Source organism: Nocardia coubleae NBRC 108252 (assembly GCF_001612805.1).
GTDB lineage: Bacteria > Actinomycetota > Actinomycetes > Mycobacteriales > Mycobacteriaceae > Nocardia > Nocardia coubleae.
Genome location: NZ_BDBD01000018.1, coordinates 367,818 through 393,786, shown reverse-complemented (window position 1 = coordinate 393,786; position 25,969 = coordinate 367,818). Strand labels below are relative to the sequence as shown.

At 69.8% G+C, this 25,969-nt stretch carries 18 protein-coding genes; 8 read left to right on the top strand and 10 right to left on the bottom strand.

Features of this window, described 5'->3' with window-relative positions:
- Nucleotides 1-21: 21 nt before the first annotated feature.
- Both NCO8_RS18840 and NCO8_RS18835 read right to left on the bottom strand, forming a co-directional pair.
- Nucleotides 22-3,636: an error-prone DNA polymerase gene (locus NCO8_RS18840; RefSeq protein ID WP_067641301.1), complete on the bottom strand. Its 3,615-nt coding sequence runs from the start codon at nucleotides 3,634-3,636 to the stop codon at nucleotides 22-24.
- Nucleotides 3,637-3,686: 50 nt separating this feature from the next.
- Nucleotides 3,687-4,142, bottom strand: coding sequence for a hypothetical protein (locus NCO8_RS18835; RefSeq protein ID WP_084457285.1), 456 nt, complete (start codon nucleotides 4,140-4,142; stop codon nucleotides 3,687-3,689).
- Between the two features lie 130 nt (nucleotides 4,143-4,272).
- Between NCO8_RS18835 and NCO8_RS18830 the strand changes: the two genes are divergently transcribed.
- A complete protein-coding gene (locus NCO8_RS18830) occupies nucleotides 4,273-5,217 on the top strand; it encodes an SDR family NAD(P)-dependent oxidoreductase (protein ID WP_067641614.1) in 945 nt (314 codons plus the stop codon).
- Between the two features lie 162 nt (nucleotides 5,218-5,379).
- Here NCO8_RS18830 and NCO8_RS18825 read toward each other — a convergent pair whose 3' ends face one another.
- From NCO8_RS18825 to imuA', 3 genes are all read right to left on the bottom strand, one after another.
- A complete protein-coding gene (locus tag NCO8_RS18825; RefSeq protein WP_067641299.1) occupies nucleotides 5,380-6,291 on the bottom strand; it encodes a ferredoxin family protein in 912 nt (303 codons plus the stop codon).
- Nucleotides 6,292-6,428: 137 nt separating this feature from the next.
- Nucleotides 6,429-7,931, bottom strand: a complete 1,503-nt coding sequence (locus NCO8_RS18820) for a DNA polymerase Y family protein (protein ID WP_067641297.1) — start codon at nucleotides 7,929-7,931, stop codon at nucleotides 6,429-6,431.
- 207 nt (nucleotides 7,932-8,138) lie between these two features.
- On the bottom strand, nucleotides 8,139-8,894 hold the full coding sequence (imuA', locus tag NCO8_RS18815; RefSeq protein WP_067490860.1) for a DnaE2-dependent mutagenesis accessory factor ImuA': 756 nt from the start codon (nucleotides 8,892-8,894) through the stop codon (nucleotides 8,139-8,141).
- 188 nt (nucleotides 8,895-9,082) lie between these two features.
- On the opposite strand from imuA', the gene NCO8_RS18810 reads away from it, so the two are divergent.
- A complete protein-coding gene (locus NCO8_RS18810) occupies nucleotides 9,083-10,216 on the top strand; it encodes a serine/threonine-protein kinase (protein ID WP_067641295.1) in 1,134 nt (377 codons plus the stop codon).
- 24 nt (nucleotides 10,217-10,240) lie between these two features.
- On the opposite strand, the gene NCO8_RS18805 is transcribed toward NCO8_RS18810, so the two are convergent.
- Together NCO8_RS18805 and NCO8_RS18800 are read right to left on the bottom strand one after the other, a co-directional pair.
- Nucleotides 10,241-10,876: a response regulator gene (locus NCO8_RS18805; RefSeq protein WP_067491188.1), complete on the bottom strand. Its 636-nt coding sequence runs from the start codon at nucleotides 10,874-10,876 to the stop codon at nucleotides 10,241-10,243.
- 282 nt (nucleotides 10,877-11,158) lie between these two features.
- Entirely contained in the window at nucleotides 11,159-12,472 is a 1,314-nt protein-coding gene (locus NCO8_RS18800; protein WP_084457317.1) for an ATP-binding protein, read from the bottom strand.
- 638 nt (nucleotides 12,473-13,110) lie between these two features.
- On the opposite strand from NCO8_RS18800, the gene NCO8_RS18795 reads away from it, so the two are divergent.
- From NCO8_RS18795 to NCO8_RS18780, 4 genes are all read left to right on the top strand, one after another.
- On the top strand, nucleotides 13,111-13,740 hold the full coding sequence (locus tag NCO8_RS18795) for an MspA family porin (RefSeq protein ID WP_067641293.1): 630 nt from the start codon (nucleotides 13,111-13,113) through the stop codon (nucleotides 13,738-13,740).
- 88 nt (nucleotides 13,741-13,828) lie between these two features.
- Entirely contained in the window at nucleotides 13,829-17,653 is a 3,825-nt protein-coding gene (locus NCO8_RS18790) for an nSTAND1 domain-containing NTPase (RefSeq protein WP_067641291.1), read from the top strand.
- 66 nt (nucleotides 17,654-17,719) lie between these two features.
- A complete protein-coding gene (locus NCO8_RS18785; RefSeq protein ID WP_245655417.1) occupies nucleotides 17,720-19,489 on the top strand; it encodes a PspC domain-containing protein in 1,770 nt (589 codons plus the stop codon).
- Nucleotides 19,482-19,688: a hypothetical protein gene (locus NCO8_RS18780; protein WP_067641287.1), complete on the top strand. Its 207-nt coding sequence runs from the start codon at nucleotides 19,482-19,484 to the stop codon at nucleotides 19,686-19,688. The genes NCO8_RS18785 and NCO8_RS18780 overlap by 8 nt, the downstream gene beginning before the upstream one ends.
- Nucleotides 19,689-19,764: 76 nt before the next feature.
- On the opposite strand, the gene guaA is transcribed toward NCO8_RS18780, so the two are convergent.
- Nucleotides 19,765-21,336, bottom strand: coding sequence for a glutamine-hydrolyzing GMP synthase (guaA, locus tag NCO8_RS18775; RefSeq protein WP_067641286.1), 1,572 nt, complete (start codon nucleotides 21,334-21,336; stop codon nucleotides 19,765-19,767).
- A gap of 133 nt (nucleotides 21,337-21,469) precedes the next feature.
- On the opposite strand from guaA, the gene NCO8_RS18770 reads away from it, so the two are divergent.
- A complete protein-coding gene (locus NCO8_RS18770) occupies nucleotides 21,470-22,270 on the top strand; it encodes an alpha/beta fold hydrolase (RefSeq protein ID WP_067641611.1) in 801 nt (266 codons plus the stop codon).
- On the opposite strand, the gene NCO8_RS18765 is transcribed toward NCO8_RS18770, so the two are convergent.
- Entirely contained in the window at nucleotides 22,267-23,421 is a 1,155-nt protein-coding gene (locus NCO8_RS18765) for a GuaB3 family IMP dehydrogenase-related protein (protein WP_067490875.1), read from the bottom strand. The two genes, NCO8_RS18770 and NCO8_RS18765, sit on opposite strands and share 4 nt — an antisense overlap.
- 278 nt (nucleotides 23,422-23,699) lie before the next feature.
- Nucleotides 23,700-25,244 (bottom strand): IMP dehydrogenase, encoded by a 1,545-nt coding sequence (gene guaB / locus NCO8_RS18760; protein WP_067490877.1) that lies wholly within the window; start codon nucleotides 25,242-25,244, stop codon nucleotides 23,700-23,702.
- 214 nt (nucleotides 25,245-25,458) lie between these two features.
- Between guaB and NCO8_RS18755 the strand changes: the two genes are divergently transcribed.
- A complete protein-coding gene (locus tag NCO8_RS18755) occupies nucleotides 25,459-25,872 on the top strand; it encodes a DUF5319 domain-containing protein (protein ID WP_022567296.1) in 414 nt (137 codons plus the stop codon).
- Nucleotides 25,873-25,969: the final 97 nt, after the last annotated feature.

The window sequence follows — 25,969 nt, the reverse complement described above, 5'->3', positions numbered from 1 at the left end:
GCGCCGAACGGGGGCGAGTGCTCAGCGGAAGTCGCGGGACCGGGCGACGATGCGCAGGTCGAGGTGTTCCAGATGCTCGGCGACCAGGCTCGCCACCCCCTCGGCGTTCTGGATGCGGCCACGGATGAGCAGGGCGGTCGCACTCTGGGCCAGGCGCCGGTAGCGGGCCCACAGCCCGACCGAGCAGACGACATTGATCATGCCGGTCTCGTCCTCGAGATTCAGGAAGGTGACACCGGCGGCGGTGGCCGGACGCTGCCGGTGGGTGACCGCACCCGCGACGAGGATGCGTGAACCGTCCTCGACGAGCAGCAGGTCGGCGGCGGGCACCACGCCGAGCGAATTCAGATGGGTGCGAAGGAATTCGGTGGGGTAGGTACCGGGTGAGATACCGGTCGCCCACACGTCGGCGGCGGCCAGCTCGAGGGCGCTCATGCCGGGCAGCGACGGCGCCTGCGTCACCGCACCGGTCCCGGGCAGCAGATCGGGCCGCTCCCCCGCCGCCGCCCCTGCCGCCCACAACGCGGCCCGCCGCACACTGCTGCCCCGCGTACCGCCGTCCACCACGGCCCTACCCGCAGTCGACACATCGGCATCGGTCACCATCGCCACCCCGCTGTCAGACACAGCCGCATCGACCAGCATGTCGAGAGCACCTGCGGTGGCGAGCGATTCCGCTTGGGCGACAGTCAATCCCACTCGCGCGGTGAGGTCGAGCATCGAGGTGTAGGGGCCGTGTTCGGTGCGTTCGGTGACGAGGCGTTCGGCGAGGTCGTCGCCGATGTGGCGGACGGCGGCCAGGCCGAGGCGCACCTCGGTGCCCGCGTTCTCCAGGGTGGGTTCGGCGCGGCTGGCGTTGATGTCGGGACCGTGCACGAGCACGCCGTGGCGGCGGGCATCGGCGACCAGCGACTGCGGTGAGTAGAACCCCATCGGCTGGGCGCGCAACAGCCCGGCGCAGAACGCGGCCGGGTGGTGCAGCTTGAACCACGACGAATAGAACACCAGCGCGGCGAAGCTCTGCGAATGACTTTCGGGGAAACCGAAATTGGCGAAGGCGTAGAGCTTTTCGTAGATGCGGTCGGCCAGGTCGCCGGTGATGCCGTGCAGCTCGCGCATGCCCTGGTAGAGACGGCTCTTGAGCCGTTCCATCTTCTCCGGTGAGCGTTTGGAGCCCATGGCGCGGCGCAGCTGGTCGGCTTCGGCGGCGCTGAAACCGGCGACATCGATGGCCATCTGCATCAGCTGCTCCTGGAACAGCGGGATGCCGAGGGTGCGCGACAGCGAGTTCTCCAGCGCCGGATGGTCGCAGACCGGTGCCTCCTTGCCGTTGCGTCTGCGGATGTAGGGATGCACCGAGCCACCTTGAATAGGCCCCGGCCGGATCAGCGCCACTTCGACCACCAGGTCGTAGAACTTTCGCGGCTTGAGCCGTGGCAGGGTCGCCATCTGCGCGCGCGATTCCACCTGGAACACCCCGATCGAATCGGCGCGCTGCAGCATCTCGTAGACGGCCGGTTCGGTGAGGTCGAGGGCGTGCAGTTCCACCTTCTCGCCCTTGTGTTCCCACACCAGGTCGATCATGTAGTGCAGGGCCGAGAGCATGCCGAGGCCGAGCAGGTCGAACTTCACCAGGCCGACCGCCGCACAGTCGTCCTTGTCCCACTGCAGCACGCTGCGGCCTGCCATGCGCGCCCATTCCACCGGGCACACATCGGCGATGGGGCGATCGCAGATCACCATGCCGCCGGAGTGGATGCCCAGATGCCGTGGCAGACCGTCGAGTTCGCCCGCGAGCTCGAGCACGGCGTCGGGGATATCGGTGCCGGTCTCCTGGCTCACCCCGGACCAGCGGCTCACCTGCTTGCTCCACGCATCCTGCTGACCGGGCGAAAAGCCGAGCGCCCGGGCGGCATCGCGCACGGCCGACTTGCCGCGATAAGTGATCACGTTCGCCACCTGAGCCGCGTAGTCACGGCCGTACTTGGCGTAGACGTGCTGGATGGCCTCTTCGCGCCGGTCGGATTCGATATCGACGTCGATGTCGGGCGGGCCGTCGCGTTCGGGTGAGAGGAACCGCTCGAACAGCAGATTGTTGGCGACCGGATCGACATTGGTGATGCCGATGGCGAAGCAGACCGCGGAATTGGCCGCGGACCCACGGCCCTGGCACAAGATGTCGTTGTGCTTGCAGAACTCGACGATGTCGTGCACGACAAGGAAGTAGCCGGGGAACTCCAGTTGCCGGATCACCGCGAGTTCGTGCTCGATCTGCTCGTACGCCTCGGGGTTGCGTTCGGGAGATCCGTATCGTTCGGCGGCACCGCGGTAGGTGATCTCACGCAGCCAGGAGTTCTCGTCGTGACCCGGTGGCACCTCGAACGGTGGCAGTTTCGGCGCGATCAAGCCGAGATCGAAGGCGCATTCGCGGGCCAGCGCCGCCGCGTTGGTCACCGCGTGCGGGTACGCCGTGAACAGCCGCGCCATCTCCGCGCCCGAGCGCAGGTGGGCGCCGCCGGTGGGTGCCAGCCAGCCGGCCATTTCGTCGAGGCTGCTGCGGGCGCGGATCGCGGCCAGGGCCATGGCACGCCGACGCTGAGCGGGCGCGGCGAAATGCGCACCGGTGGTGGCCAGCACGGGCAGCCCGAGCCGGTCGGCGAGGGCTACCAGGTAGCCGTTGCGTTCGTCGTCGGTGGCGATGCCGTGGTGGGTGAGTTCCACGCTCACGCGGTCGGCACCGAAACGTTCGACCAGATCACGCAGGGCCGCTTCCGCTTTGGGCAGGTCGGTCTCGCCCGCGAGCAGGTCTTGCTCGAGAGCGGTGCGCAGGTGCCCCTTGCGGCAGCCGGTGAGGATGTGCCAGTGCCCGCTCGCCGCAGCGGTGAGTGTGTCGAGGTCGTAGCGCAGGACGCCCTTCTCCCCCGCCGCCATGTGTGCCGCCGCCATTTCCCGCGAGAGGCGGCGGTAACCCTCTTGCCCCCTGGCCAGGATCAGCAAGTGTGGGCCCTTCGGGTCGGGAAAACCCGTGCGGGGCATCGAATCCGGGGCAGCACCGTGACCGCTCCTAGCCTGCGATAGGTCTGCGTGGCGCAGCAGCCCCGCGTCGGCCGGATCGGTCGCCGGGCGGCGACCCGTCGACGCGCGGCCCCTGCCGAGATCGCGCGGATCGCCGATCTCGCGCAGCCCGCCGCGCGGAACAGTACGGCGCCGGACCGCATCCCCTCGGCCCGGCGCCGCCTCCGCATCGGTTCCCAGTGACAGTTCGGCACCGAAAACCGTTGGCATTCCCCATTCCCTGGCCGCCTCGGCGAACCGGACGGTCCCGTAGAACCCGTTGTGATCGGTGAGCGCGAGCGCCTCGAGGCCGAGCCGCACCGCCTCCTCCACCAGCTCCTCGGGCGGGCTCGCGCCGTCGAGGAAGCTGTAGGCCGAGTGGGCGTGCAGCTCGGCGTAGGGCACCGCCGGGCCCGCCGGGAGTTCCAGTTCGGGAGCATGGTATTCGCCGCGTTTGCGCGACCAGGCCGGGCTGTCGCCCCCATCGCCCGGGTGCATCTCCTCGGCCGGGCGGGCACTCGGCTTGCCCGAGAGCACCCGTTCCAGCTCCGACCAGGTCGGCGGCCCGTTGCTCCAACCCACGCACCCGCTCCTCTCCCTACCCCCTCACCTCGATCGCCCTGCCCGACACCTCAATTCGCAGGCAACCGCTCCATCGACTGCGACTCCAGCGCCGCCTCCACATGGGCCAGACCCGCCCGGATCACCGCGCCGTAGGCATCGTTGGCGAGCACGTCCAGGTGGCCACGGGCGATGGTCAGCTGCATGCGCGCCATGTCGAAATCGCCTACCCGGCGGTGACTGTCGGCCAGATTCAGGTACAGCGAGGGCAGGAATCCGCGCAGCCCCTCGTCCAGCGGGATACCCGGCCCGAACACCGCGGCCAGGGCCCGCTGGTCCCACAGCAACGCGCCCTCGGGTAGTTCCTGCACATCGGCAAGGTGATGTGCCACCACGCAGCGATGCAACGGGTCGCCGCCCTCCCCTAGTTCGTCCCAGAGCCGGGTCAGCGCCGCGCGCGCCGCCGCAGGGTCGAATCCGCCGAGCCGCACCGCGGCATAGATGTCCGCCATCCGATCGTCCGCCATGCCCCCAGTATCGCACATACGTTCGAATATCCACCAGAGGCGTTCGAACATATTTTCGAGTTTCTCACAGGTCTGGTCGCGTAACTTACTTTGAAGTAAGTTAGAGGGAGCGAGCTGCAAAGGAGCAGTGATGTCCCAGGTTTCCCCGAAGAACCGGCGCGATCTCACCGGAAGGCACGTGGTGATCACCGGCGCGTCCTCCGGCATCGGACGTGCCGCCGCCCTCGCCGTGGCCGACAAAGGCGCCGTCGTCCTGCTGCTGGCGCGGCGCGGCGACGAGCTGGCCCAGGTGGTCGACGAGATCCGCGCGGCGGGCGGGCAGGCGCACGGCTACCAGTGCGATGTGACCGACGCCGAATCCGTCGAATCGACCGTGAAGACCATCCTCGACCAGCACGATCATGTCGACATGCTGGTCAACAACGCCGGCCGGTCCATCCGCCGCGCCATCCACCGTTCCACCGACCGCCTGCACGACTACGAGCGCACCATGGCGGTCAACTACTTCGGCGCGCTGCGGATGACCATGGCGTTGCTGCCACAGATGCGCGAACGCGGCTTCGGCCACATCGTCAACATCTCCAGCGCGGGCGTGCAGGTGGCGACGCCGCGCTTCTCCGCCTACCTCGCCAGCAAGGCGGCGCTGGACAAGTTCACCGAGGTGGCGGCCGTCGAAACCCTCGCCGACGGTGTCACTTTCACCACCATCCACATGCCGCTCGTGCGCACACCCATGATCGCCCCGACCGGCGAACAGGGTCCCGCCGAATCACCGGAATGGGCCGCGGCCACCATCGTCCGCGCCCTCACCGAACGCCCCAAACGCATCGACGTCCCCCTCGGCACCCTCGCCGAGTACGGCGCCCTGTTCACCCCCAAACTCCGCGACCGCATCCTGCACCGCTACTACCGCGCCATCCCGGATTCCCCCGCGGCCAAGGGCGAGGCGAGCACCCCCGATCCAGACCCCGCACCCCCGGCACCGCAGCCGGAGCCGAGGAAATCCCCCGTCCGCACCGCCGCAGGCGCCGCCGTCCGCCGTGCCGCCCGCTGGGTACCCGGCACCCACTGGTAGCCGCTTCAAGATCACCACGAAAGGCCAGCTGCTTCGACTTCGGCCAGCCTCCATGCGGGGTCCTTACGCACGAGCGGATCCGCGAGCTCGGACAGCCGCCGTTGAGAACGGGCGTCGCAGGGGCGGGAGCGCTCGCAGGCCTTGCCGGGTGGTGTGCGTGTGTCAGAGGGTGGGGAGTTGTTCGATGGAGACCGGTTCGAGGTAGCTGGCGGGTTTGGGGTTGGCGTTGCAGCTGGCCGGGCGCGGGAGTGCGGGGGTGGTGCGGGTGGTTACGCGCCAGCGGCGGCCGTCGCGGTGGGTGACGACGGCGGCGCCCGCGAGGGTCGGGTCGTGCGTGGGGGTGGGGTCGAGGGTGACGGTGAGGGCGTCGGCGGGGGCCGGGACCTGTTCGCGGACAGCGACTTCGGCGAGCTGGGCGATCGGGGGATAGCAGCTGCGGCCGCGCAGGCCGGTGAGGGAGACCTCGCCGGTGTCGGCGGCGGCGAGCAGGTCGCGGGCGGCGGGGATGTCGACGCGGCCGTAGGTGAGGCCCGACGGGAGCAGGACGACGGCGGGGGCGAACCGGTGGCCGCCGGTGTGGGACGCCTCCCAGACGCGGCCGGGCTGTTCGGCGGCCAAGGCGGCGGCGATCGGGCGGCCGAGGCGGGCGCAGCACTGGTCGCGTTTGCCGTGGGCGCAGACCAGGACGATCGGATCGTCCACCGGCACACCGATTTCCGGTGCAGGCCCGTCCACCAGGTGCAGATCGATATCGAAAAGTTCACGCAGGTCGGTGATCTCGAACCGCACACACCACGAACCCTCGGGCCGCGCACTGGCCAGCAGCACCGTGCGCGTGCCGGTGAACTCGTAGCGCCCGGGACGGCGGATCAAGGTGGGGCGCACCTTCGCCGCCGACGTGCGCGCGGCCAGTTCGGCGGTGATCTCCGGTCCGAGCACCTCGTCACCCAGCACATCGCGCCCCCACGCCCCGGGATGCTCGATACACAGCCACCCCGTGGCGTGCACCGCCGTACCGAGCAGCGGAAGGTCGGCAGCGGCCGCCGAACACACCATGCCCTCGAACGGATTCATCACCGCGCCTCCTTCCTCGCTCGCCGGGTCGTCCCTGACCGGAGTTCACTGTAGAGGCGCCCGGCAGTGCACGGTTCACACCCTCGCTGAGCAGCGGTGACAGCGAAGCAGTCCACGGCCCAGGGGATCGTGCGGTGCTACTCGTAGACCCCCTCGGCATGCCAGTTCTGCTCGTCGTGGACGAGCAGGACCGCGCGGATCTCGGTGGGGCGGGCGTCGAGCTGGACCTGGACGCGAACGGCCGTGGTCGCGTGTTCGGCGGCGGACCACCAGCGTTCCACGACCGGCCAGGGTCCTGCCCAGCCGAGCAGGGACCACTGCTTGCGGCCCCAGCGCAGGATCACGGGGTCGGCGGTGAACAGGCCTCGGTCGGTGACGCCGACCTCGGTGCCGTCGGCGGCGGTCAGGTGGACGGTGGGGCGGTGCAGCAGGAGCAGGGTGGGGGCCGGTTCGGGGAGGCGGCCGGGCCACGGGTGGGCGGGGTCGGCGCTCGGGGTGAGTTCGTCACCGAGGGCGATCATGGTGATGCGTTCGGCGGGGCCACGGCCGCCGCTGAGCACCCCGATGCGCACCGCTTCACCACCGAGCAGACCCTGCACTCGCACCAGCGCGCGCCTGGCGCGTTCGGTCTGTTCCCCCTCACCGCCCCACAGACCCAGCTGCAACGCGCCCGAGGCGACCACCTCGACCGGTTCCAGGGTGAGCGCGACGATGGGACCGGTCGGGCGGGCGCGATGGGTGAGCCAGCCGTCGAGTTGCCAGCGGACCCGGTCGGCGGTGTCGGGTGGGGTGAGCGGACGCGCGCACCGCCAGATCCTGGTGAGTTCCTCGCCGGTCTCGGTGCGGGCGGTGACGGCGAGCCGGGTGCACGACACCCCCGCCGCCGACAGTGCCGCGTGCAGGCGGGTGGACAGCTGCCTGCCCGCGAAGGCGGCCGCGTCGACCCGGTCGATGGGTGGGTCGCAGGCCAGCTCGACGGTCAGTTCCGGGGCAGCTCTGCGCGCCGAAGGCGGGCGTTCCGGGAGGGCGCGCGCCATGCGATGGGCGTGCGCGGCGTCGGCACCGAACCGGGACGTCACCTCGGCCGGCGCGAGCAGGGCGAAGTCGCCGATGCGGCGCAAACCCAAGCGGTGCAACAGGTCCGTGAGGTCGGCGCGGTCCGGTGCGGCCAGGCTCGGTTCGGCCGCGAGCTCGGACACGGGCAGCGACGCGAGGTAACGCGCACCCTCCCCCGGCTCGACGATCGCGCCGCGCCTGGCCGCGATGACCGCCGTCGACATGGCATCGGCGATCCCGATCTGGGCTTCGGCGCCCGCCACCGCGACCGCATCGATCAACCGCTCCGCCGCCGCCTCCTCGGACCCGAAATACCGTGTGGCACCCCGCGCCCCGAGCACGATCAGCCCCGGCCGCAACACCTCGACCCCCGGTACGGTGGCATCGACAGCCGCGACCACCGGCTCGAACAGCCGCGCGTCCCGATCCGGATCATCCTGGGCCACAACGAGTTCCGGGCAGCACCCTTGTGCGTCCCGCCTGCGCATCCCACGCCGCACCCCTTCGGCCCGCGCGATCGCCGAACACGCGACAACCCGGTTCCCCTGCAACACCGCGATCGGCCGCTGCGCCGCCACCCCCATCCCGGCCGCCGCCGCCACGGCAGGCCAATCCGGGCACCACACCGCGACCACCCGGTCAGCGCGCCTCACGACAACACCCCGACCACCTGGCCCCGCCCCACACCACGGTTCCCGCGGACGGCGGTCGGTCGCGCCCGGTCGAGGGGCGCGGGGTGCGCGATGGAGGTGCTCATGCCCATCGCGCGAAGGTGGGCAACGGACGCGGGGTCACGACACGGCCTCGCGTAAGGCGGTCACTTCGGTCGGGCGGGCGACGTTCTCGCGGGCCAGCCATTCGGTGCGGCCCGCGCGGGCGCACAGGTCCATGCGGCCCTGGCGGGGTGGGCCCGCCTTGGCGCTGACGCGCACGTCGAGGCAGACCGAGCGCAGGCGGCCGCGGCCGGGGCCCAGTCCGTCGTAACCGGCGACGCGGGTGTCCAGGCGCAGCGCCGGGTTGGTCCACTCACCGCCCGCGACGACGAGCGTGGTGCCACGGTTGCGGGCGCGGGCGGCGAGCACGCGGCAGCGAGCCGGGGGGACGGCGAGGCCGTGCAGGCCGAGGACCACCAGGTCCAGGCCGTCGAGCAGGACCGCGGCCACCTCGGCGGGGTCGGGACCCGGGTCGGGGACGACGGCGAGCCGCGACAGCTGCGCACCCATCTCGGCGGCGGCCAGCAAACCGAGCCGCGGCAGCCCGACCACGGCCGCGTGGCCACCGCCCGCGGTGACCGAGGCGAGCAGACCGGTGAGCAGCGAGTGTGCACCGGAGTAGGCGACCACCGACCCCTTCGGCAGTCCGCCGTCGGGAAGCAGGTCGGCCAACGGCGCGGGAACGGGCAGCAGATCGCGGCGAAGTGGCTGTTCACGGGGTATGTGCGCGGCTACCGACGCACCGCGTCCCGGCACCGAGGCCATCCGCCTGCGCAACTCGTCGAGCGTGTGCTCGCGCGTACCCGGCTCGGGCGGCAAACCGTTCGAACCCATCAACACCACCTACTTCCACGATGGACCCGCGAGCGGCGAACCGCTCGTCACCGAAACGACAGCACCGTTCCAGCTATCGATCGTATTCGAATATACGTTCGATCGCGACCAGCGTGACAGGCGCCCCTGTCCCTGTCCACAGGGAAGATCCCGGCCAGTCAGCGGCAGATTCGGCTACCCTCGCACCCGTGACCGAACGTGCTCGCCCCCATATCGGCCCCGACTACCTGGTCGCGGGCCGCTACCGCCTGCAGTCGAAGCTGGGCGGGGGTGGCATGGGCGCGGTCTGGCTGGCCACCGATCGGCTGCTCAACCGGGAAGTCGCGATCAAGCAGGTGCTCACCACCGCCGGCCTGAGCGAGGCCGAGGCCGAGCGGGTGCGCAACAGCATCGTCCACGAGGGCCGGGTGGCGGCCAAGCTGTCGCACGAGCACGCCATCGCCGTCTACGACGTGGTGATCGAAGCGGGCGAGCCGTGGCTCGTCATGGAGTACTTACCCTCGCGCAGTGTGGCCAAGGCGCTCGCGCTGGTGGACGCACTGCCCGCGGTGGAGGTCGCCCAGATCGGCGCGCAGGTGGCCGACGCGCTCGCCGCCGCCCACGCCGCGGGCATCGTGCACCGCGATATCAAACCGGGCAACATCCTCGTCGCCGACCGCGGCCCCGACCTGGGCAAGGCGAAACTCAGCGACTTCGGCATCTCCCGTGGCGCGGGCGACCCGCACGGTGACGAACCCGACGGCGTGATCACCGGCACCCCCGCCTACCTGCCGCCCGAGGTGGCGCGTGGCGCCCAGCCCACCGAGGCCAGCGACGTGTTCTCCCTCGGCGCCACCCTCTACACCGCGCTAGAGGGTCAGCCGCCGTTCGGTTTCGACGACGACGAGAACGACGTGGTCACCCGCGCCGCGATGGGCCGCATCATCCCGCCCACCCGCAGCGGCATCCTCACCCAGCCGCTGCTGCACATGCTCGAGCCCGCGCCGCAGCGCCGCCCGACCATGGCCGAGGCCCGCGACGAGATCCTCACGGCCGCTTTCGGTCCCGGCACCGGCGCCTACATTCTCGGTGCCCCGCTGCGCACCGAGGACGGCACCATCCCGGCCTGGGCGTCGCGCAGCGGCGCCAGCGGCGTGCGCAGCCCCAACGCCCAGCCGCTGCCCCGCCCGCACCGCGCACCCCTCGCCGCCGCGCAGACCGCGCGCCCCCAACGCACCGGCAGCTTCTTCGACGACCTGCCCAACGGTGCGCCCTTGGCGATCGGCGCAGGCGTGCTGATCGGCCTGGTCATCCTCATCGCCCTCATCATCGCGGTGATGTAGGCGCTGCCTCGCCCGAGGGGCCGCTCATTCGATGCGGCGGCGATGGGCCCATCTGGTCAGTGCGTTGCGGTTGGACTGCTGGGTTTTGCGCAGCACGTTCGAGGCGTGGGTTTCCACGGTTTTCACCGAGATGAACAGGCTCTCGGCGATCTCGCGGTAGGTGTATCCGCGGGCGAGCAGACGCAGGACTTCCAGTTCGCGTGGGGTCAGTGAGTCCAGTTCGGGGTCGAGTGGCGGTTCGGGGACCGGGGAGCGGCCGGTGAACGAGTCGAGGACGAAACCGGCCAGCCGTGGACTGAACACCGCGTCACCGCCCGCGACGCGGCGGATGCCGTCGGCCAGCTCGGCGCCGGAGATGGTCTTGGTGACATACCCGCGCGCGCCCGCCCGGATCACCGCGATCACGTCCTCGGCCGCGTCCGACACGCTCAGCGCCAAACAGACCGGGCCCGAGGCGATTCCGCTCAGCACCGCGACACCGCCGCCGTCGGGCATGTGCACATCGAGCAGCACCACATCCGGTTTCGCGGCATCGATCCCGGCGACGGCCTCCGCCACGGCCCCGGCCTCACCGACCACCTCCATGTCGGCTTCCCGGCTCAGCTCCGCTCGCACCCCCGACCGGAAGACCGCGTGATCGTCGACCAGAAACACCCGCACACTCACTCGAGACTCCTCATTCGAACCGCGAACCTGATGCTCATCGGTACCACACCACGATGTCCGGGCGAGGCGATCGGGCCATCAGCGCCCCCATCATGATGTCCGCGCGACGCAACCGGACCATCAGCGGTCACACCACGACATCCGAGCGGCCGCAACCGAACCCTCCACGGCCACATCACGACATCCGAGCGGCGCAACGGTGCCCTCCCACCGCCACCACCATGTCCGAGCCGCGCAACCCGGCCGTCAGCGGTCGACCGGATGATCACGGTGCGCCTAGTCCAGACGCAGAGCGACGGTCGGCGAATCGGCGTCGGTCGGCTGTTCCTCGCCGCTCGGCTCGGAGGAACCGGAGTCGGTGCGCGGCATGACGATCCGCACCTCGGTACCGCGCCCGACGGTCGAGTCGATCTCGGCGGTACCGCCGCGCCGCTCGACGCGCGCGCAGATCGACTTGGCGATCCCGCGCCGGTCGGTGGGTACCGACGACACGTCGAAACCGGCGCCGCGGTCGCGCACGAAGATGCTCACCTGGTGCGGTTCGGTTTCGGCGAACAGGTCGATCTCGGGCACGTCGGCGTGCTTGGCCGCGTTGACCAGTGCCTCGCGGGTAGCACCGAGCAGGGCCGTGAAGTGCTCCTTGGGCAGCCCGGCGCCGGTGTCACCGGGGTCCATCGCGACATCGCCGACGGTGACGGGGGTGACCTTCACGCCGTGCTGGTCCTCCACCTCACCGGCGATGGTGCGCAGGGCCGCGGACAGGCTCGAATGCGCGGGCGCGGCATCGTCGAAGAGCCATTTGCGCAGTTCGCGTTCCTGGCTGCGAGCCAGGCGCAACACTTCCTGGGGATCTTCGGCTTGCCGCTGGATCAGCGCGAGGGTTTGCAGCACCGAGTCGTGCAGGTGGGAGGCGATCTCCTCGCGCTCCTCGTTGCGGATGCGGGCGCCGCGTTCGGCGTTGAGGGCGCGGACCATGCGCAGCCACAGCGGCACCGTGAGCAGGCCGGCGCCGACCAGGGTGACCGCCACCGCGATCAAGGCCGAACCGAGCGAGCTCAGGTCGATGCGGGCCAGCACGACGACGCCGAGGCCGAACACGATCAGCGTCGCCCCGGCCACGATGCGCGACCAGGTGACCACCGATGGTCGCGCGGGCAACCCGAACAGCGCCCGCGGTCCCGGCGCGGCCACATCGTATTCACGCCACACCAGGGCGGCGCCGACCGCGACGACGACGACCGGCACGATCACCTTCGCCGCCGTGCCCTGGAACAACCAGCCGACGGTGACCGCGAGCACCATCCCGAGCAGCGCGAGCCCGATCGCCTGCCTGCGCTCGTCACCGGTGGGTGCGGTCGCGTCGCCACCGGCCGGGGTGAAGATCCACAGCAGGCCGTAGGCCACCAGGCCCGCGCCGACCAGCGCGGACAGCAGTACGAACGCCAGCCGCACCTTGAACACGTCGACACCCAGGTGGTCGGCCAGGCCGCCCGCGACGCCACCGATCACCCGGCCACCGGTCCGCCGGACCAGCCGGGGAGTCGTCGGCGACGCCGGGTCGCCGGGTTCGGACGCGGGAACCGGAAGCACACCGGGGAGATACCCGCGCGGCACGCCGTAACCCTGCGGCGGGACCGGCGAGTAGCCGACGGCCGGACGGTACGGCGGTGGCGTGGGGTACTGCACGCCAGGCCGGTACTGCTGGGCGACACCGTACTGCTGAGCCCCGCCGTACTCCGGGCCGGCACCGAACTGCTGCGCTCGGCGGTACTGCCGGACAGCTTCGCGATACCGCCTGCCGCTCGGCCGAGGCGCCACGGGCCCCGGCATGCGCGCGGAGCCGTTGATCCCGGGGGCGAAGCCGGGCCCGGGTAGCCCCTGGGCGGCGGTGCGGGTGGGAACAGACGGATCCATACTTCGATACTGGCACGCGGGAGCGGTAGCCGACATCAGGAAAGACCCTGATCTGTGCCCCGATGTCCCCGATTCCGTGCCGACCTGCGGCGCACCCTGTCCGGTCCGGACAAAAATCAGCGATGACCTGCGGCTATCCGCAAACCGGTGCGGCCGAATAGAACCGTCGGCGAATGCCGGACCGGAAAACCGAAAGTGCCGCCCCCAGCAGGGCTTTCAGCGATCACACCGGTATTTCGAAAGCCCGGGCACAGATGATCTTCCTACGTTGATGGCAGGCCGGAACCACGGCCGCCGCTTCAGGGGAGGAACACGTGAACATCATCACCACCGTGCTGGGTGCCGCGACCATCGGACTGAGCACTCTCGGGATGACACCGATCGCCTCGGCCACGCCGATGGCACCGCACGAATCGACCTACCACGGCCCCGAGGGCTTCCAGCTCACCATCGGCCATACCGACCAGTCCTACCGGCTGGTCCCCCCGCTCAACGCCATGCCGACCAACCGCGAGGTGTTCCTGAACAACACCGCCTACGTCACCGCACCGCCCGGCGCGACCGGTGACCTCAGCTCCGGTTACCTCGTGGCCTGTGCCGTCGACCTGGAATTGTCGGTCGGCCTCGACGGCGGGATCTCGGTGGATGCGGGGGCGAGCGTCGGATTCGGCTCGTCGGGTCCCGACGGCTCGGTCGATATCGGTCCGTCGATCTCGGCGGGTCTGAACCTGAGCCTGTCGATGGCCCCCGGCGAGATCAAGAAGATCGACATGGGATCGATGCCGTTGAGCTCGGGCACCACCTACCTGGTGAACCGCGACTTCCACCTGATGGTCGGCAACTGCGGCGGTCCGCTCAATGTCTACTCCTGGGCGACGGTCACCGCCGGAACCGGTCAGGTGGAGGCCACGAACTCGGTCTTCGGCGACACCATGTTCCTGTAGCCGAACCGGGAACCCGGCACCCGCGCCGGGTTCCCGAGCCGGGCGAATATCATTGCGGTGGTCATCTTTTCATCGAACGGGGGGTTCGTTGACTGTCGTCGACAGCGAGATCTCGTCGCCACGTGCGCTTTTCGCCCAGCGATTCGGCGAGCTCTACGCCGCGGCGGGCAACCCGACCCTGCGCCGGGTCGCCGCGGCCACCGAGCGGCGCATGCGCGGCGCCCAGTCGGGCACGCCGTCGGCGCAGCGGATCAGCGACTGGAAAGCCGGCCGCAATGTTCCCGCCCGCTTCGAATCCCTGCTGCCCGTGGTCCTCACGCTCGTCGAGATGACCGAGAAGGCCCAGCGCGACCTGCCACGCGCCCTCGCCGATCCGCACGAATGGCGACGGCTGTGGAAGGAATCGGTCACCTGGACGACGACGGCGGGCGACGACCACACCTGCCCGTACCCCGGCCTGCGCGCCTACCGACCCGAGGAGCACACCTTGTTCTTCGGACGCGAACAGGCCACCGCCGATTTTGCCGAGCTGGTCCGCGACACCACGGGCGTCGTCGTGCTGATCGGGGCGTCGGGGGCGGGCAAGTCCTCGCTGCTCGCCGCGGGTCTGCGCCCGGCCATCGACCTGACCGCAGCCACCATCACACCGGGCGCGACACCGGCCGCCGCACTCGACGCCGCACTCGGCGACGATCCGGCGGTGCTGATCGTCGACCAGTTCGAAGAGCTGTTCACACTGTGTCAGGACGAGGCCGAGCGTTCGGCGTTCCTGACCTCACTCACCGAACTCACCACCCGCGACACCGATCCACGCACAGTGGTCCTGGCCCTGCGCGCCGACTTCTACGAACCGTGTCTGCACTACCCCGTGCTACGGAACAGTTTGCAGCACAACAGCTATCTGCTCGGCGCCATGTCGATGGACGAGGTTTCCCGCGCGATCACCGGTCCTGCCGCTGCCGCCGGGCTCACCCTCGAATCCGGGCTCGCCGAGCTGGTTCTCGCCGAATTACGCGGGCTCGGTGAGCATCTCGACGGTTACGACCCCGGCACGCTGCCGCTGCTGTCACACGTGATGGCCACGACCTGGCAGCAGCGGGAGGGGCGCAAGCTCACCGTGGCCGGATATCGCAAGGCCGGCGGTGTCGCGGGATCGGTCGCGGAGACCGCCGAACTCGCGTGGAGCGAGCTCACCGGGGCGCAGCAGATCGCCGCCCAGGAGTTGCTCGGGGCCCTGGTGACCGTCGGGCAGGACACCCGCGACACCCGGCGCACCGTCGACCGCGTCGAATTGCTCGGTCGCAGTGGGAATTCCGCGGCGGCTGCGCAAGCGCTCGACGTGCTCGCCGCCAGCCGAATCGTCACCGTCGACGCCAGCTCCGTGCAGCTCACCCACGAGATCGTGCTCACGGCCTGGCCACGGCTGCGGGGCTGGATCGATGCCGACCGGGTGGGGCACGCCGTCCGCCAACGGCTCGAGCGCGACGCGACCGAGTGGACAGCCGCCGGGCAGGATCCGGGGCTGCTGTATCGGGGTACCCGGCTCGACCGGGCGGGCGAACACATCGGCTACGCCCGCGACAACCCGCAGGTACGTGCTTTTCTGTATGCCTCACGGCGGGCAGCGCGCAACGGCAACCGGCGGCGGATCGTCGCGATCATGGTGGTATTCGCCCTGCTCGCCACCGGTGTGATCGCCTTCGACCGCACCCGGCTCGCCGATCAGCGGGCGCTCGACCGCGACTATGCCGAACTGGTAGCCGCCGCCCAGCGCACCAAAACCACCGATCCGTCCGTCTCGGCTCAGTTCCTGCTTGCCGCGTACCGCCTCCGCCCCGACGACACCACCCGCGATCTGCTGCTGAACAGCCAGGGCTCGCCGCTCACTGTCGCCCTACCCGCGCATGATCAGCGGATCTCCACCCTGGCCCTGCGTGCGACCGACGCGCTGTTGGTCTCGATCGATCTAGGCGGCCATGCGGCGTTCTGGGACCTAAGCGAACCCACTCGACCCCGACGCCTTCCCACCTCCCTCGGCACGGTGATCGACAAGCTCGCCTTCGTTCCGGGCAGCACGGACGCGGTCACGCGCGGACGCTCCGGTACCCAACTGTGGGATCTCGCCCGGCCGGAATCCCCGCGCCTGGTCCATACGCTCGACACCGAACGGGCCGAGGGCATCGCGGTCGACCCGACCGGAACCAGACTCGTGAACGTCAGCGCCTCGACATTGACGCTGTGGGATATCCGGGATCGGCCGCACCCGGTGCCTATCGCGGTCAGGACACTGCCCGGCGAACTGCACACCGTCGAATTCGTTCCGGGTGGAACAGTGTTCGCGGTAGGCACCCACACCACAGAAAGCGCCACCCCCGACACCGTGCACTTGTGGGATACAGCGACCGCGCGGCCGCTCGGCGAACCAATACAAACCTCGGGCTCGGACTTCCTGGAAGCCTTCGCGCTCAGCCCGGACGGTACCCGCCTGGCCACCGTCACCTACATGTCCGGCGACCCGACCCGCGTGCCGTCGAGCCAGTTGAAGCTCTTCGATATCACCGACAGATCTCACCCACGCGCATACGGGACGTCGACCAAAGTCGACGGCGACGGGATAGTTTCGATCGCCTTCCATCCGAGCGGAAACCTACTCGCCACCGGGTCCGACAAAGCCGCACGGCTGTGGAATATCGCCGATCCGACCCAACCCTCCCCGGCCGGTCCAGCGCTTTCGGTGAACCCTGCCGCCTGCCCCCAAGCCTGGCTGTCCCTCTGCGGCGGCGGCCCGCGAGTCATGGCTTTTCTCCCTGGTGAACCGGCGTTGATCGGCGGTGGTGACGACGGACTATTGCGCATCTGGACATTGCCCCGCTCGACGATCGAGGTGATCGCGGCTGGATTTCGCCCCGTCTTCGACAGCAGCGGCAACCGCATGGCGGTACCGAGCCGCGCCGATGGGGTTTCGGTCTGGGATACCAGCGATATCCGTCGCCCGGTCCGCATAGCGACAACTCGAATGCCATGGCTGGCCGACGTCGCACTGAGCCCGGACGGTCGCACCCTGACCGCGCACGACCATACGGGCGGACGACGGGTTGTTTTCGATCTGGCAGACCCGCGCCATCCGCGCATGTTGCCCGCTTGGCAGATAGGTCAGGGCCGCTACTCGACGGTCCAGGGCAACAGAATGCTGGTCACCGATCGCACCACGGTCCAGGTGTGGGATGTCACCGACCGCGCGGCACCCGCGCCGCTCGGCCCACCGATCACGGCACGGATAGGCGAAGTCTTCGAAGCCCGTATCAGCACCGACGGTAGCCGCCTGGAACTGATACTCCGCGACAGCCACCAGAGCGACCGACCGTCGACCATCTTTCGCCAGATCTGGAATCTGGACGATCCGGCGCACCCGCGGGTGCTCGCCGACGCCGAGGTGGGCCTGACAGATTCGTTCCGGCCGTCACGATTCCTGCCCGGCACCCGGACCGTAGCCGTCAGCCGAGGCGACCGCTTCGGTTTATGGGACACCGACGAGCCTGACTCGTTCACCCCGCTCATCGATGCGGTTCGCACCGAAATCGCGCCGATCGATCAGATCTCCGCCGACGCCGACGGAACCGATCTGGCGGTCGCGAACGACAACGGAACAGCCATCGTGTGGGACCTCAACGACCTGCGGGCACCGCGTCGACGCAGCGGCCCCATCGGGCCTGCCGACGGCCGCGACACACTGGTGACGATGCACCCACGAGGCGAACAGCTCGTGCTCGTCACCGACGACGGCCAGTTCGGCGTCTGGGACCTCGACCCCGAAGCCGTCGCCACCCGCATCTGCGCGAGCACAGGCATGCTCACCGAGGCGGTCTGGCGCACGCACGTCGCCAACGGCCCCTACCGCGCACCCTGTTCCTGAACCCCGGGCAATTTTCAGGGTTCCCCCCGATGCGGTCGAGGGGTCGCGCAGCACACCATGGAACCCATGAGCAGAACGAGCTTCGGCGATCAGGTTCAGCAGATGTGGCACACGCGGCCCGTCCGGCTGCCCCGGCAGGGGCCGATCGCCGGTGTGGCCGCCGGGTTCGGGTTGCGCTACGGCGTGGATCCGGTGCTGTTGCGGGTGGCGTTCGTGGTGTCGACCATTTTCGGCGGGGCGGGGATCATCCTGTATCTGCTGGCGTGGCTGGTGCTCGGCTCCGCGGGCAACGAAGCGTCGGCGGCCGAGTCGCTCAGCGGGCGTGGGTCGCATTCGCAGACCAAGACGATCGTGTTGATCGTGGCGCTGGCCATCGCGGTGTCGACCATGGGCCCGATGGGGTTAGGGCTCGGCGGTGGCGGCGTGATCAGCATGGGTCTGATGCTGGCCGGGTGGTGGATGCTCTATCTGCGCCATCCCGAGCTGCCCGCCGGCTTCGACAGCCGTCCCGCCCCGCTCGGCACCACCGGTTACCCGGGCGCGGGCTACCCGAACGCGATGTACCCGTACACCGCCGAGGGGATGTACACGCCGTACACCAAACTCCCCGACGCCTACGTCCCCGATCCGGCGACGACCGTGCTCCCCCGCACGGAAAACCGCGCGGCGACAGCGGAACCCATGCCGTTGCTGCGGGTCGACGAGGCCGAGACGGTAGTACTGCACAAGCACAGCGACGCCGTGCCACCACAGTCGTCGACCACCGTCGGCGAAACCGTGCCCGCCCCGGAAGATGCCGAATCTACCGGCAGCACTGCACCTTCCGAGCACGCCGATGCTCGCGCGCCCATCGACGCAGAACTCGCGGACGCACCGAAACCTGACGAATTCGGGACGACGCCGACAACAGACGCCGGCATCCAGGAGGCCTCGGGAACGGTCGTGGACAACCGAGAGGCATCGGCAGCAGACGCCCACCTCCGACCGGCGCCGACGGCGGACGCAACACCGACCGCAGGGCACGAGTCCGGCGACGACCGATCAATCATCGATCTCGCGAAACCCGAGCCGGCCGCACACGCTGAACCGACCGGCCTGTCGACGATCGGCGACACCGCGATCCTGCCCAAGACCCCGGGCAGCCCCCACCTACGCGCCCAGGTGCCACCCGGCTGGGATCCCCTGGCCGTGGCCCCGCTGGCCTGGGAACTCCCCGAAGCCGTCCCCACCTTCGCCCCGGTCGCCCCGCAACCACCGAAACGCCCGCGCTCCCGGCTGACGCCGATCACCATCGGCCTGTCCATCCTCGCCGCCGCGGCAGCGGGTGCGGCCGCCGCGTCGGGCGTCGAATGGATGACCCCCGCCCGCATCGCCGCCTTCGCCCTCGCCGTCGTCGGCCTCGGCCTCGTCGCAGGCGCGTTCCTGCGGCGCGGCTACGGACTGCTCGTCCTCACCGCACCGCTGGCCGGCTTCGTCCTGCTGGCCTCGCTGATCGGACCGATCGACTTCGAGAACAGCGGCAATGTGGGTGACCGCGTGTGGGCGCCGACCTCCGTGCAGGAACTGCAGCCCCGATACGCCCTCGACATCGGTTCGGGCACATTGGATCTGCGCGGCCTCACGCTCACCGAATCACGAAGCGTCGAGGTCGCGGTGAACATCGGCGATACGAAAATCAAGCTGCCAGAAGGGATGACGGTGAACACCACCTGCGACATCCGCGTCGCCGACAACCCGTGCGACGAGGGCCTGAGCGGACCGAACACCCCCGGCGCACCGGTCCTCGACCTGCACATCACGATGCACCTCGGCGACGTGGAGGTGACCCGTGGCTGACTCGACGGAAACCGAACGCCGCCCGGCCTTTTCCCTGCTCGTCACCGGCCTGCTCGCCCTCGCGGTGAGCGTGTGGGCCCTGCTCGGCGCACCGACCCCCGACGGCGGCGGCATCGTACCGATGGGCTGGGGCGTGGTGATCGTGGCCAGCGTCGTCGGCCTGCTGCTCGTCCTCTCCCCCCGCCGCAAACGACACTGACGAGAACAACGACATCGGAAACGAGAAATGGCCCGTCATCAGACGGGCCATTTCTATTGCAGGGGCAACCCCTGACTCACTCCCACTCGATGGTGCCCGGCGGCTTGCTCGTCACGTCGAGCACGACGCGGTTCACCTCGGCCACCTCGTTGGTGATACGGGTGGAGATGCGTTCGAGCACGTCGTAGGGCAGGCGGGTCCAGTCCGCGGTCATCGCGTCCTCGCTCGATACCGGGCGCAAGACGATCGGATGACCGTAGGTGCGGCCGTCACCCTGCACACCCACCGAGCGGACATCGGCGAGCAGCACCACCGGGCACTGCCAGATCTGCTTGTCCAGGCCGGCGGCGGTGAGCTCCTCGCGGGCGATGGCGTCGGCCTGACGCAGCAGGTCGAGGCGGTCGGCTGTCACCTCGCCGACGATGCGGATGGCCAGGCCGGGGCCGGGGAAGGGCTGGCGCGCGACGATTTCCTCGGGCAGGCCGAGTTCGCGACCCACCGCACGGACCTCGTCCTTGAACAGCAACCGCAGCGGCTCGACCAGCTCGAACTCGAGATCGTCGGGCAGGCCGCCGACATTGTGGTGGCTCTTGATGTTGGCCGTGCCGGTGCCGCCACCGGACTCGACCACATCCGGGTACAGCGTGCCCTGCACCAGGAACTCGACCTTCGGCGCCGTCCCGTCGCCACCCTGCTCGGCGACGATGCCCGCCACCGCGTCCTCGAAGGACCGGATGAACTCGCGGCCGATGATCTTGCGCTTCTCCTCCGGGTCGGAGACGCCCTTCAGCTCACCGAGGAACTTGTCGACCGCGTCGACGGTGACCAGCTTGGCCCCGGTCGCGGCGACGAAATCGTGCTGCACCTGCTCGCGCTCGCCCGCGCGCAGCAGACCGTGGTCGACGAACACGCAGGTGAGCCGGTCACCGATGGCACGCTGCACCAGCGCGGCGGCGACGGCGGAGTCCACACCACCGGACAGGCCACAGATGGCGTGGCCGTCACCGATCTGGGCGCGCACGTCCTCGATCAGAGCCTCGGCGATATTGGCCGGGGTCCACGCCGCGGGAATGCCCGCCAGCTCGTGCAGGAAGCGGCTCAGCACCTGCTGGCCGTGCGGGGAATGCAGCACCTCGGGGTGGTACTGCACACCGGCCAGCCGACGGGCGCGGTCCTCGAACGCGGCGACCGGCGCGCCGGCGGTGGTGCCGGTGACCTCGAACCCCTCGGGGGCGTCGGTGACCGCGTCGCCGTGGCTCATCCACACCGGCTGGATCGTCGGCAGGCCGCCGTGCAGCACACCACCGTCGATATTGAGTTCGGTGCGGCCGTATTCGCGGGTGCCGGTGTGCGAGACGGTGCCGCCGAGGGCCTGGGCCATCGCCTGGAAGCCGTAGCAGATGCCGAACACGGGCACGTCGAGGTCGAACAGCCGCGCGTCGAGCTGCGGGGCGCCCTCGGCGTACACGCTGGACGGGCCGCCGGACAGGATCACCGCGAGCGGCTGCTTCTCGGCGATCTCCTCGACCGTCATGGTGTGCGGAATGACCTCGGAGAACACCCTGGCCTCACGCACCCGGCGGGCGATCAGCTGTGCGTACTGTGCGCCGAAGTCGACGACGAGGACCGGTCTCTGAGTTTCTGCCACCTGCCCAGTTTAGTGAGGGTGACAGACGGCCGAGCACGGGGCATCGATGCCCGTGTCCCGCCACGCTGTGACAGACCACGACGCACCGTGATTCCTTGCGCGGGGCGGGGTGGTGCTGGCTATCCTCGTGCTCGTGCCATTCGCCCGCGCGATCGATGCCGACATCTACTACGAGGACAGCGGTGGCACGGGTCCGGTGGTGTTGCTCGCCCACGAATTCTTCATGGACCGCACGATGTTCGAGGCGCAGCAGACGGCACTCGCCCCCGAATTCCGGGTCGTCGCGTGGGACGCGCGCGGCCACGGCCGCACCAGGGACCAGCGGCTACCGTTCACCTACTGGACCGCCGCCCGCGACGCGCTGACCGTGCTCGACGCGCTCGGCGTCGAACGCGCGATCGTCGGCGGCACCGCCCAGGGCGGGTTCACCGCGCTACGCACCGCGCTCGTCGCCCCAGAACGGGTGGCCGCGCTCATCCTCATCAGCACCGAAGCCCACGGGCCGACGCGTGAACAGTCCACCGCCACACAGCGTTTCCTCGACGAATGGCACGACCGGGGTTCCCGCGAGGAAGCCGCGACCCAGCTCGCCGACTGGCTCATCGGCGACGACAACCACTACCGCGAGATCTGGACCCGCCGCTGGGTCGGCGACGCGCACAACGGGCTCGACGCCGCCGTCGGCTGCCTGCTCGGGCGCGACTCGGTGCTCGAACGGCTGTCCGAGATCACCTGCCCGGCGCTGGTCATCCACGCCACCCACAGCGGTATCGCCGGGAAAAGGGCCCGCATGCTCGCCGACGGCCTCACCGCCTCCACCTACGTGGAGATCGACGGCGCCCGCCTCGGTGTCACGATGACCCACGCGGAACCGGTCAATGCCGCCATCGGCCGGTTCCTGCGCGAACGGGTGTCACTGGCCCACGTCCGCTAGCGAACGCTGAGCCCGACCTTCTGGAATTCCTTGAGGTCGGAGTAACCGGCCTTGGCCATCGAGCGGCGCAGACCACCGACCAGGTTCAGCGAGCCGAACGGGTCGTCGGAGGGGCCGTAGAGGACGCGCTCGAGGCTCGGGCGGTCGGTGGCGCCGTCGGGGCCGTCGAGCCACGACTCGTCGACCGGCAGGAACGAACCGCGCGGCACCGAGGGGTGCGCGGTGGCCGAGGGCCAGTACCAGCCGTGCCCCGGCGCCTCGGCCGACACCGACAGCGGCACACCGAGCATCACGGCGTCGGCGCCGCAGGCGATGGCCTTGGCCAGCTGGCCGGAGGTGGCCACGTCACCGTCGGCGATCACGTGCACGTAGCGGCCGCCGGTCTCGTCGAGGTAGTCGCGGCGCGCGGCGGCGGCGTCGGCGATGGCCGTGGCCATCGGCACACCGATACCGAGCACCTCGCCGGTGGTGGTCGCACCCGGGAAGGAGCCGTATCCGACGATGACGCCCGCCGCACCCGTGCGCATCAGGTGCAGGGCGGTGCGGTGATCGCTCACGCCACCGGCCACGACCGGCACATCGAGTTCGGCGATGAAGGTCTTGAGGTTGAGCGGTTCGCCGTCACCGACGTGCTCGGCGGAGATGATGGTGCCCTGCACCACCAGCAGCTCCACACCGGCCTGCACCAGCGCGGGGGTGAGCGCGCGGGCGTTCTGCGGGCTCACCCGCACGGCGGTGGTCACCCCGGCGGCGCGCACCTGGGCCACGGCGGCGGCGAGCAGGTCGGGCTGCATCGGGGCGGCGTGCAGTTCCTGGAGTAAGGAGATCGCGCGTTCGTAACCCCCCTTGTCGACCAAATCGATCAGCTGATCGATCTTGGCCTGCACATCGGCGTGCCGAGCCCACAGACCCTCACCGTTGATCACACCGAGGCCACCACGACGCCCGAGTTCGATCGCGAACTCCGGCGAGACCAGCGCGTCGGTGGGGTGCGCGAGCACGGGGATCTCGAAGCGGTAGGCGTCGAGCTGCCAGGCCAGCGAGACCTGCTTCGACGACCGCGTCCGCCGCGAGGGAACGATATCGACGTCGTCCAGCTCGTACGTCCGACGAGCGACGCGCCCCATACCGATCTCGACCATGTCACGCACAGTTACGCTCTGCTTTCTGAGCGCTGGCGCGCTCGAGTTCGCGGCCCCTGCGGGGCCGCCGGTCAGGTACCGCGGCTTGCTCCTACGTCGCCTACGCCGCGGCACCTGACCGGCGGCCCGGCCGCGAACCGGCCACTTCGTGGCCGCCGCTCCTCGGGGTCGCGGGTGCGGGGTGCGTTATGGACGAAGGAGACGCTCATGAGCACCTCGGGCTCTGGTCTTCACGCGAGTGTGCTCCGAGAGCTTATCCCCCCGGAGCACAAACGCATCTATTGTACTCAGCCGCGGCCGGTGTAGTTCGGGGCCTCGACGGTCATGGTGATGTCGTGCGGGTGGCTTTCCTTGAGGCCCGCGGCGGTGATCTGCACGAACTGGGCGCCCTGGAGGTGCTCGATGTTCTGCGAACCGGTGTAGCCCATCGCGGCGCGCAGGCCGCCGACGAGCTGGTGGATCACCTGGTTCACCGGGCCACGGAACGGGACGCGGCCTTCGATGCCCTCGGGGACCAGCTTGTCCTCGGCGAGCACGTCGTCCTGGAAGTAGCGGTCCTTGGAGTAGGACTTGGCCTGGCCGCGGCCCTGCATCGCGCCGAGCGAACCCATGCCGCGGTAGCTCTTGAACTGCTTGCCGTTCACCAGGATCAGATCGCCGGGCGACTCGGCGGTGCCCGCGAGCAGCGAACCGAGCATCACCGTCGACGCACCGGCGGCGATGGCCTTGGCCACATCGCCGGAGTACTGCACGCCACCGTCGGCGATCACCGGGACACCGGCGGGCTTGCACGCGGCGACGGCCTCGAGGATCGCGGTGATCTGCGGCGCACCGACACCGGCCACCACGCGGGTGGTGCAGATGGAGCCGGGACCGACACCCACCTTGACAGCGTCGACGCCCGCCTCGACGAGCGCGGCGGCACCGGCCCGGGTGGCGACGTTGCCGCCGACGACCTGGATGCGGTCGCCCACCTCGGCCTTCACCTTGGCGACCATCTGCAGCACCTGCGACTGGTGCCCGTGCGCGGTGTCGACGATCAGCACGTCGACGCCCGCGTCGGCCAGGGTCATCGCGCGCGACCAGGAGTCCTCACCCACACCGATCGCCGCACCGACGAGCAGGCGGCCGTCGCGGTCCTTGGTGGCGTTGGGGTACTGATCGGTCTTGACGAAGTCCTTGACCGTGATGAGCCCGCGCAGGCGGCCGTTGCCGTCGACGATGGGCAGCTTCTCGATCTTGTGGCGGCGCAGCAGACCGAGCGCGGCCTCGGCGGTGACACCCTCCTGGGCGGTGATCAGCGGCGCCTTGGTCATCACCTCGTCGACGCGGCGGTCCTGATCGACCTCGAAGCGCATGTCGCGGTTGGTGATGATGCCGACGAGCGAACCGGTCTCGTCCACCACGGGCAGGCCCGAGATGCGGAACCGGGCGCACATGGCGTCCACATCGGCGAGGGTGTCGTTGGGACGACAGGTGACCGGGTCGGTCACCATGCCCGCCTCGGACCGCTTCACGGTCTCCACCTGAGCGGCCTGATCGGCGGCCGACAGGTTGCGGTGCAGCACACCCATGCCGCCCGCACGCGCCATGGCGATCGCCATGCGCGCCTCGGTGACGGTGTCCATGGCCGAACTCACCAGCGGGGTGCGCAGCGTGATGTCACGCGTGAGCCTGCTGGAGGTCTCGACGGAGCTGGGGATGAGATCCGAGGCGGCAGGCAGCAACAGCACGTCGTCGAACGTGAGGCCGAGCATGGCGATCTTGTTCGGATCGTCGCCACCCGTAGGAGGGCGCACCGCGATTCGTTCGCCCGACACGGGATTACTCATTCGGATCGACCCCTCCTGGTCGTCGGAGTACCGACGCAGGAGATGACGCGCGTCGGTGCTGAGCGGAAAGCTTGATGGTCGGTGAGAACAAGCTCGCCGACGCCTGCATTCCATGGTATCGGTCGGCCGTGACACGCTGTGCAGTGAGCCCTCGCGCAAAACTTGCCAGGTGCATCGCTGGCGCAGACCGGCCACCACTGCGTACCGTGGGGTTGTGCGTGACCATCTACCACCTGGCCTGCCGCCGGATCCCTTCGCCGGAGACCCCTCCGACCCGTCTGCCGCGCTCGATGCCATCGAGCCCGGTGAGCCGCTGGATCCACATGAGCGCCTCGCGGTCGAGGAAGATCTCGCCGACCTCGCCGTCTACGAAGCCCTGCTCGCCCATCGTGGCATCCGCGGGCTCGTCGTCAGCTGCGAGGACTGTCGGCAAGATCACTACCACGACTGGGACATGCTGCGGGCGAACCTGCTGCAGCTACTCGTCGACGGCACTGTCCGGCCGCACGAGCCCGCCTACGACCCGACGCCCGAGGCGTACGTCACCTGGGACTACTGCCGCGGCTACGCGGACGCCTCGATGAACGAGGCCTTCCACGGCGACGGGTTCGACGGGTTCGACAACTGAGCGCTCACTGATCGGCGGACCGAGCACGTGCGGTCCCGCGTGAGTCGCGCACGCGCCGGACGGCTACCGATACAGACAACAACGAAAGAGGCCCCGA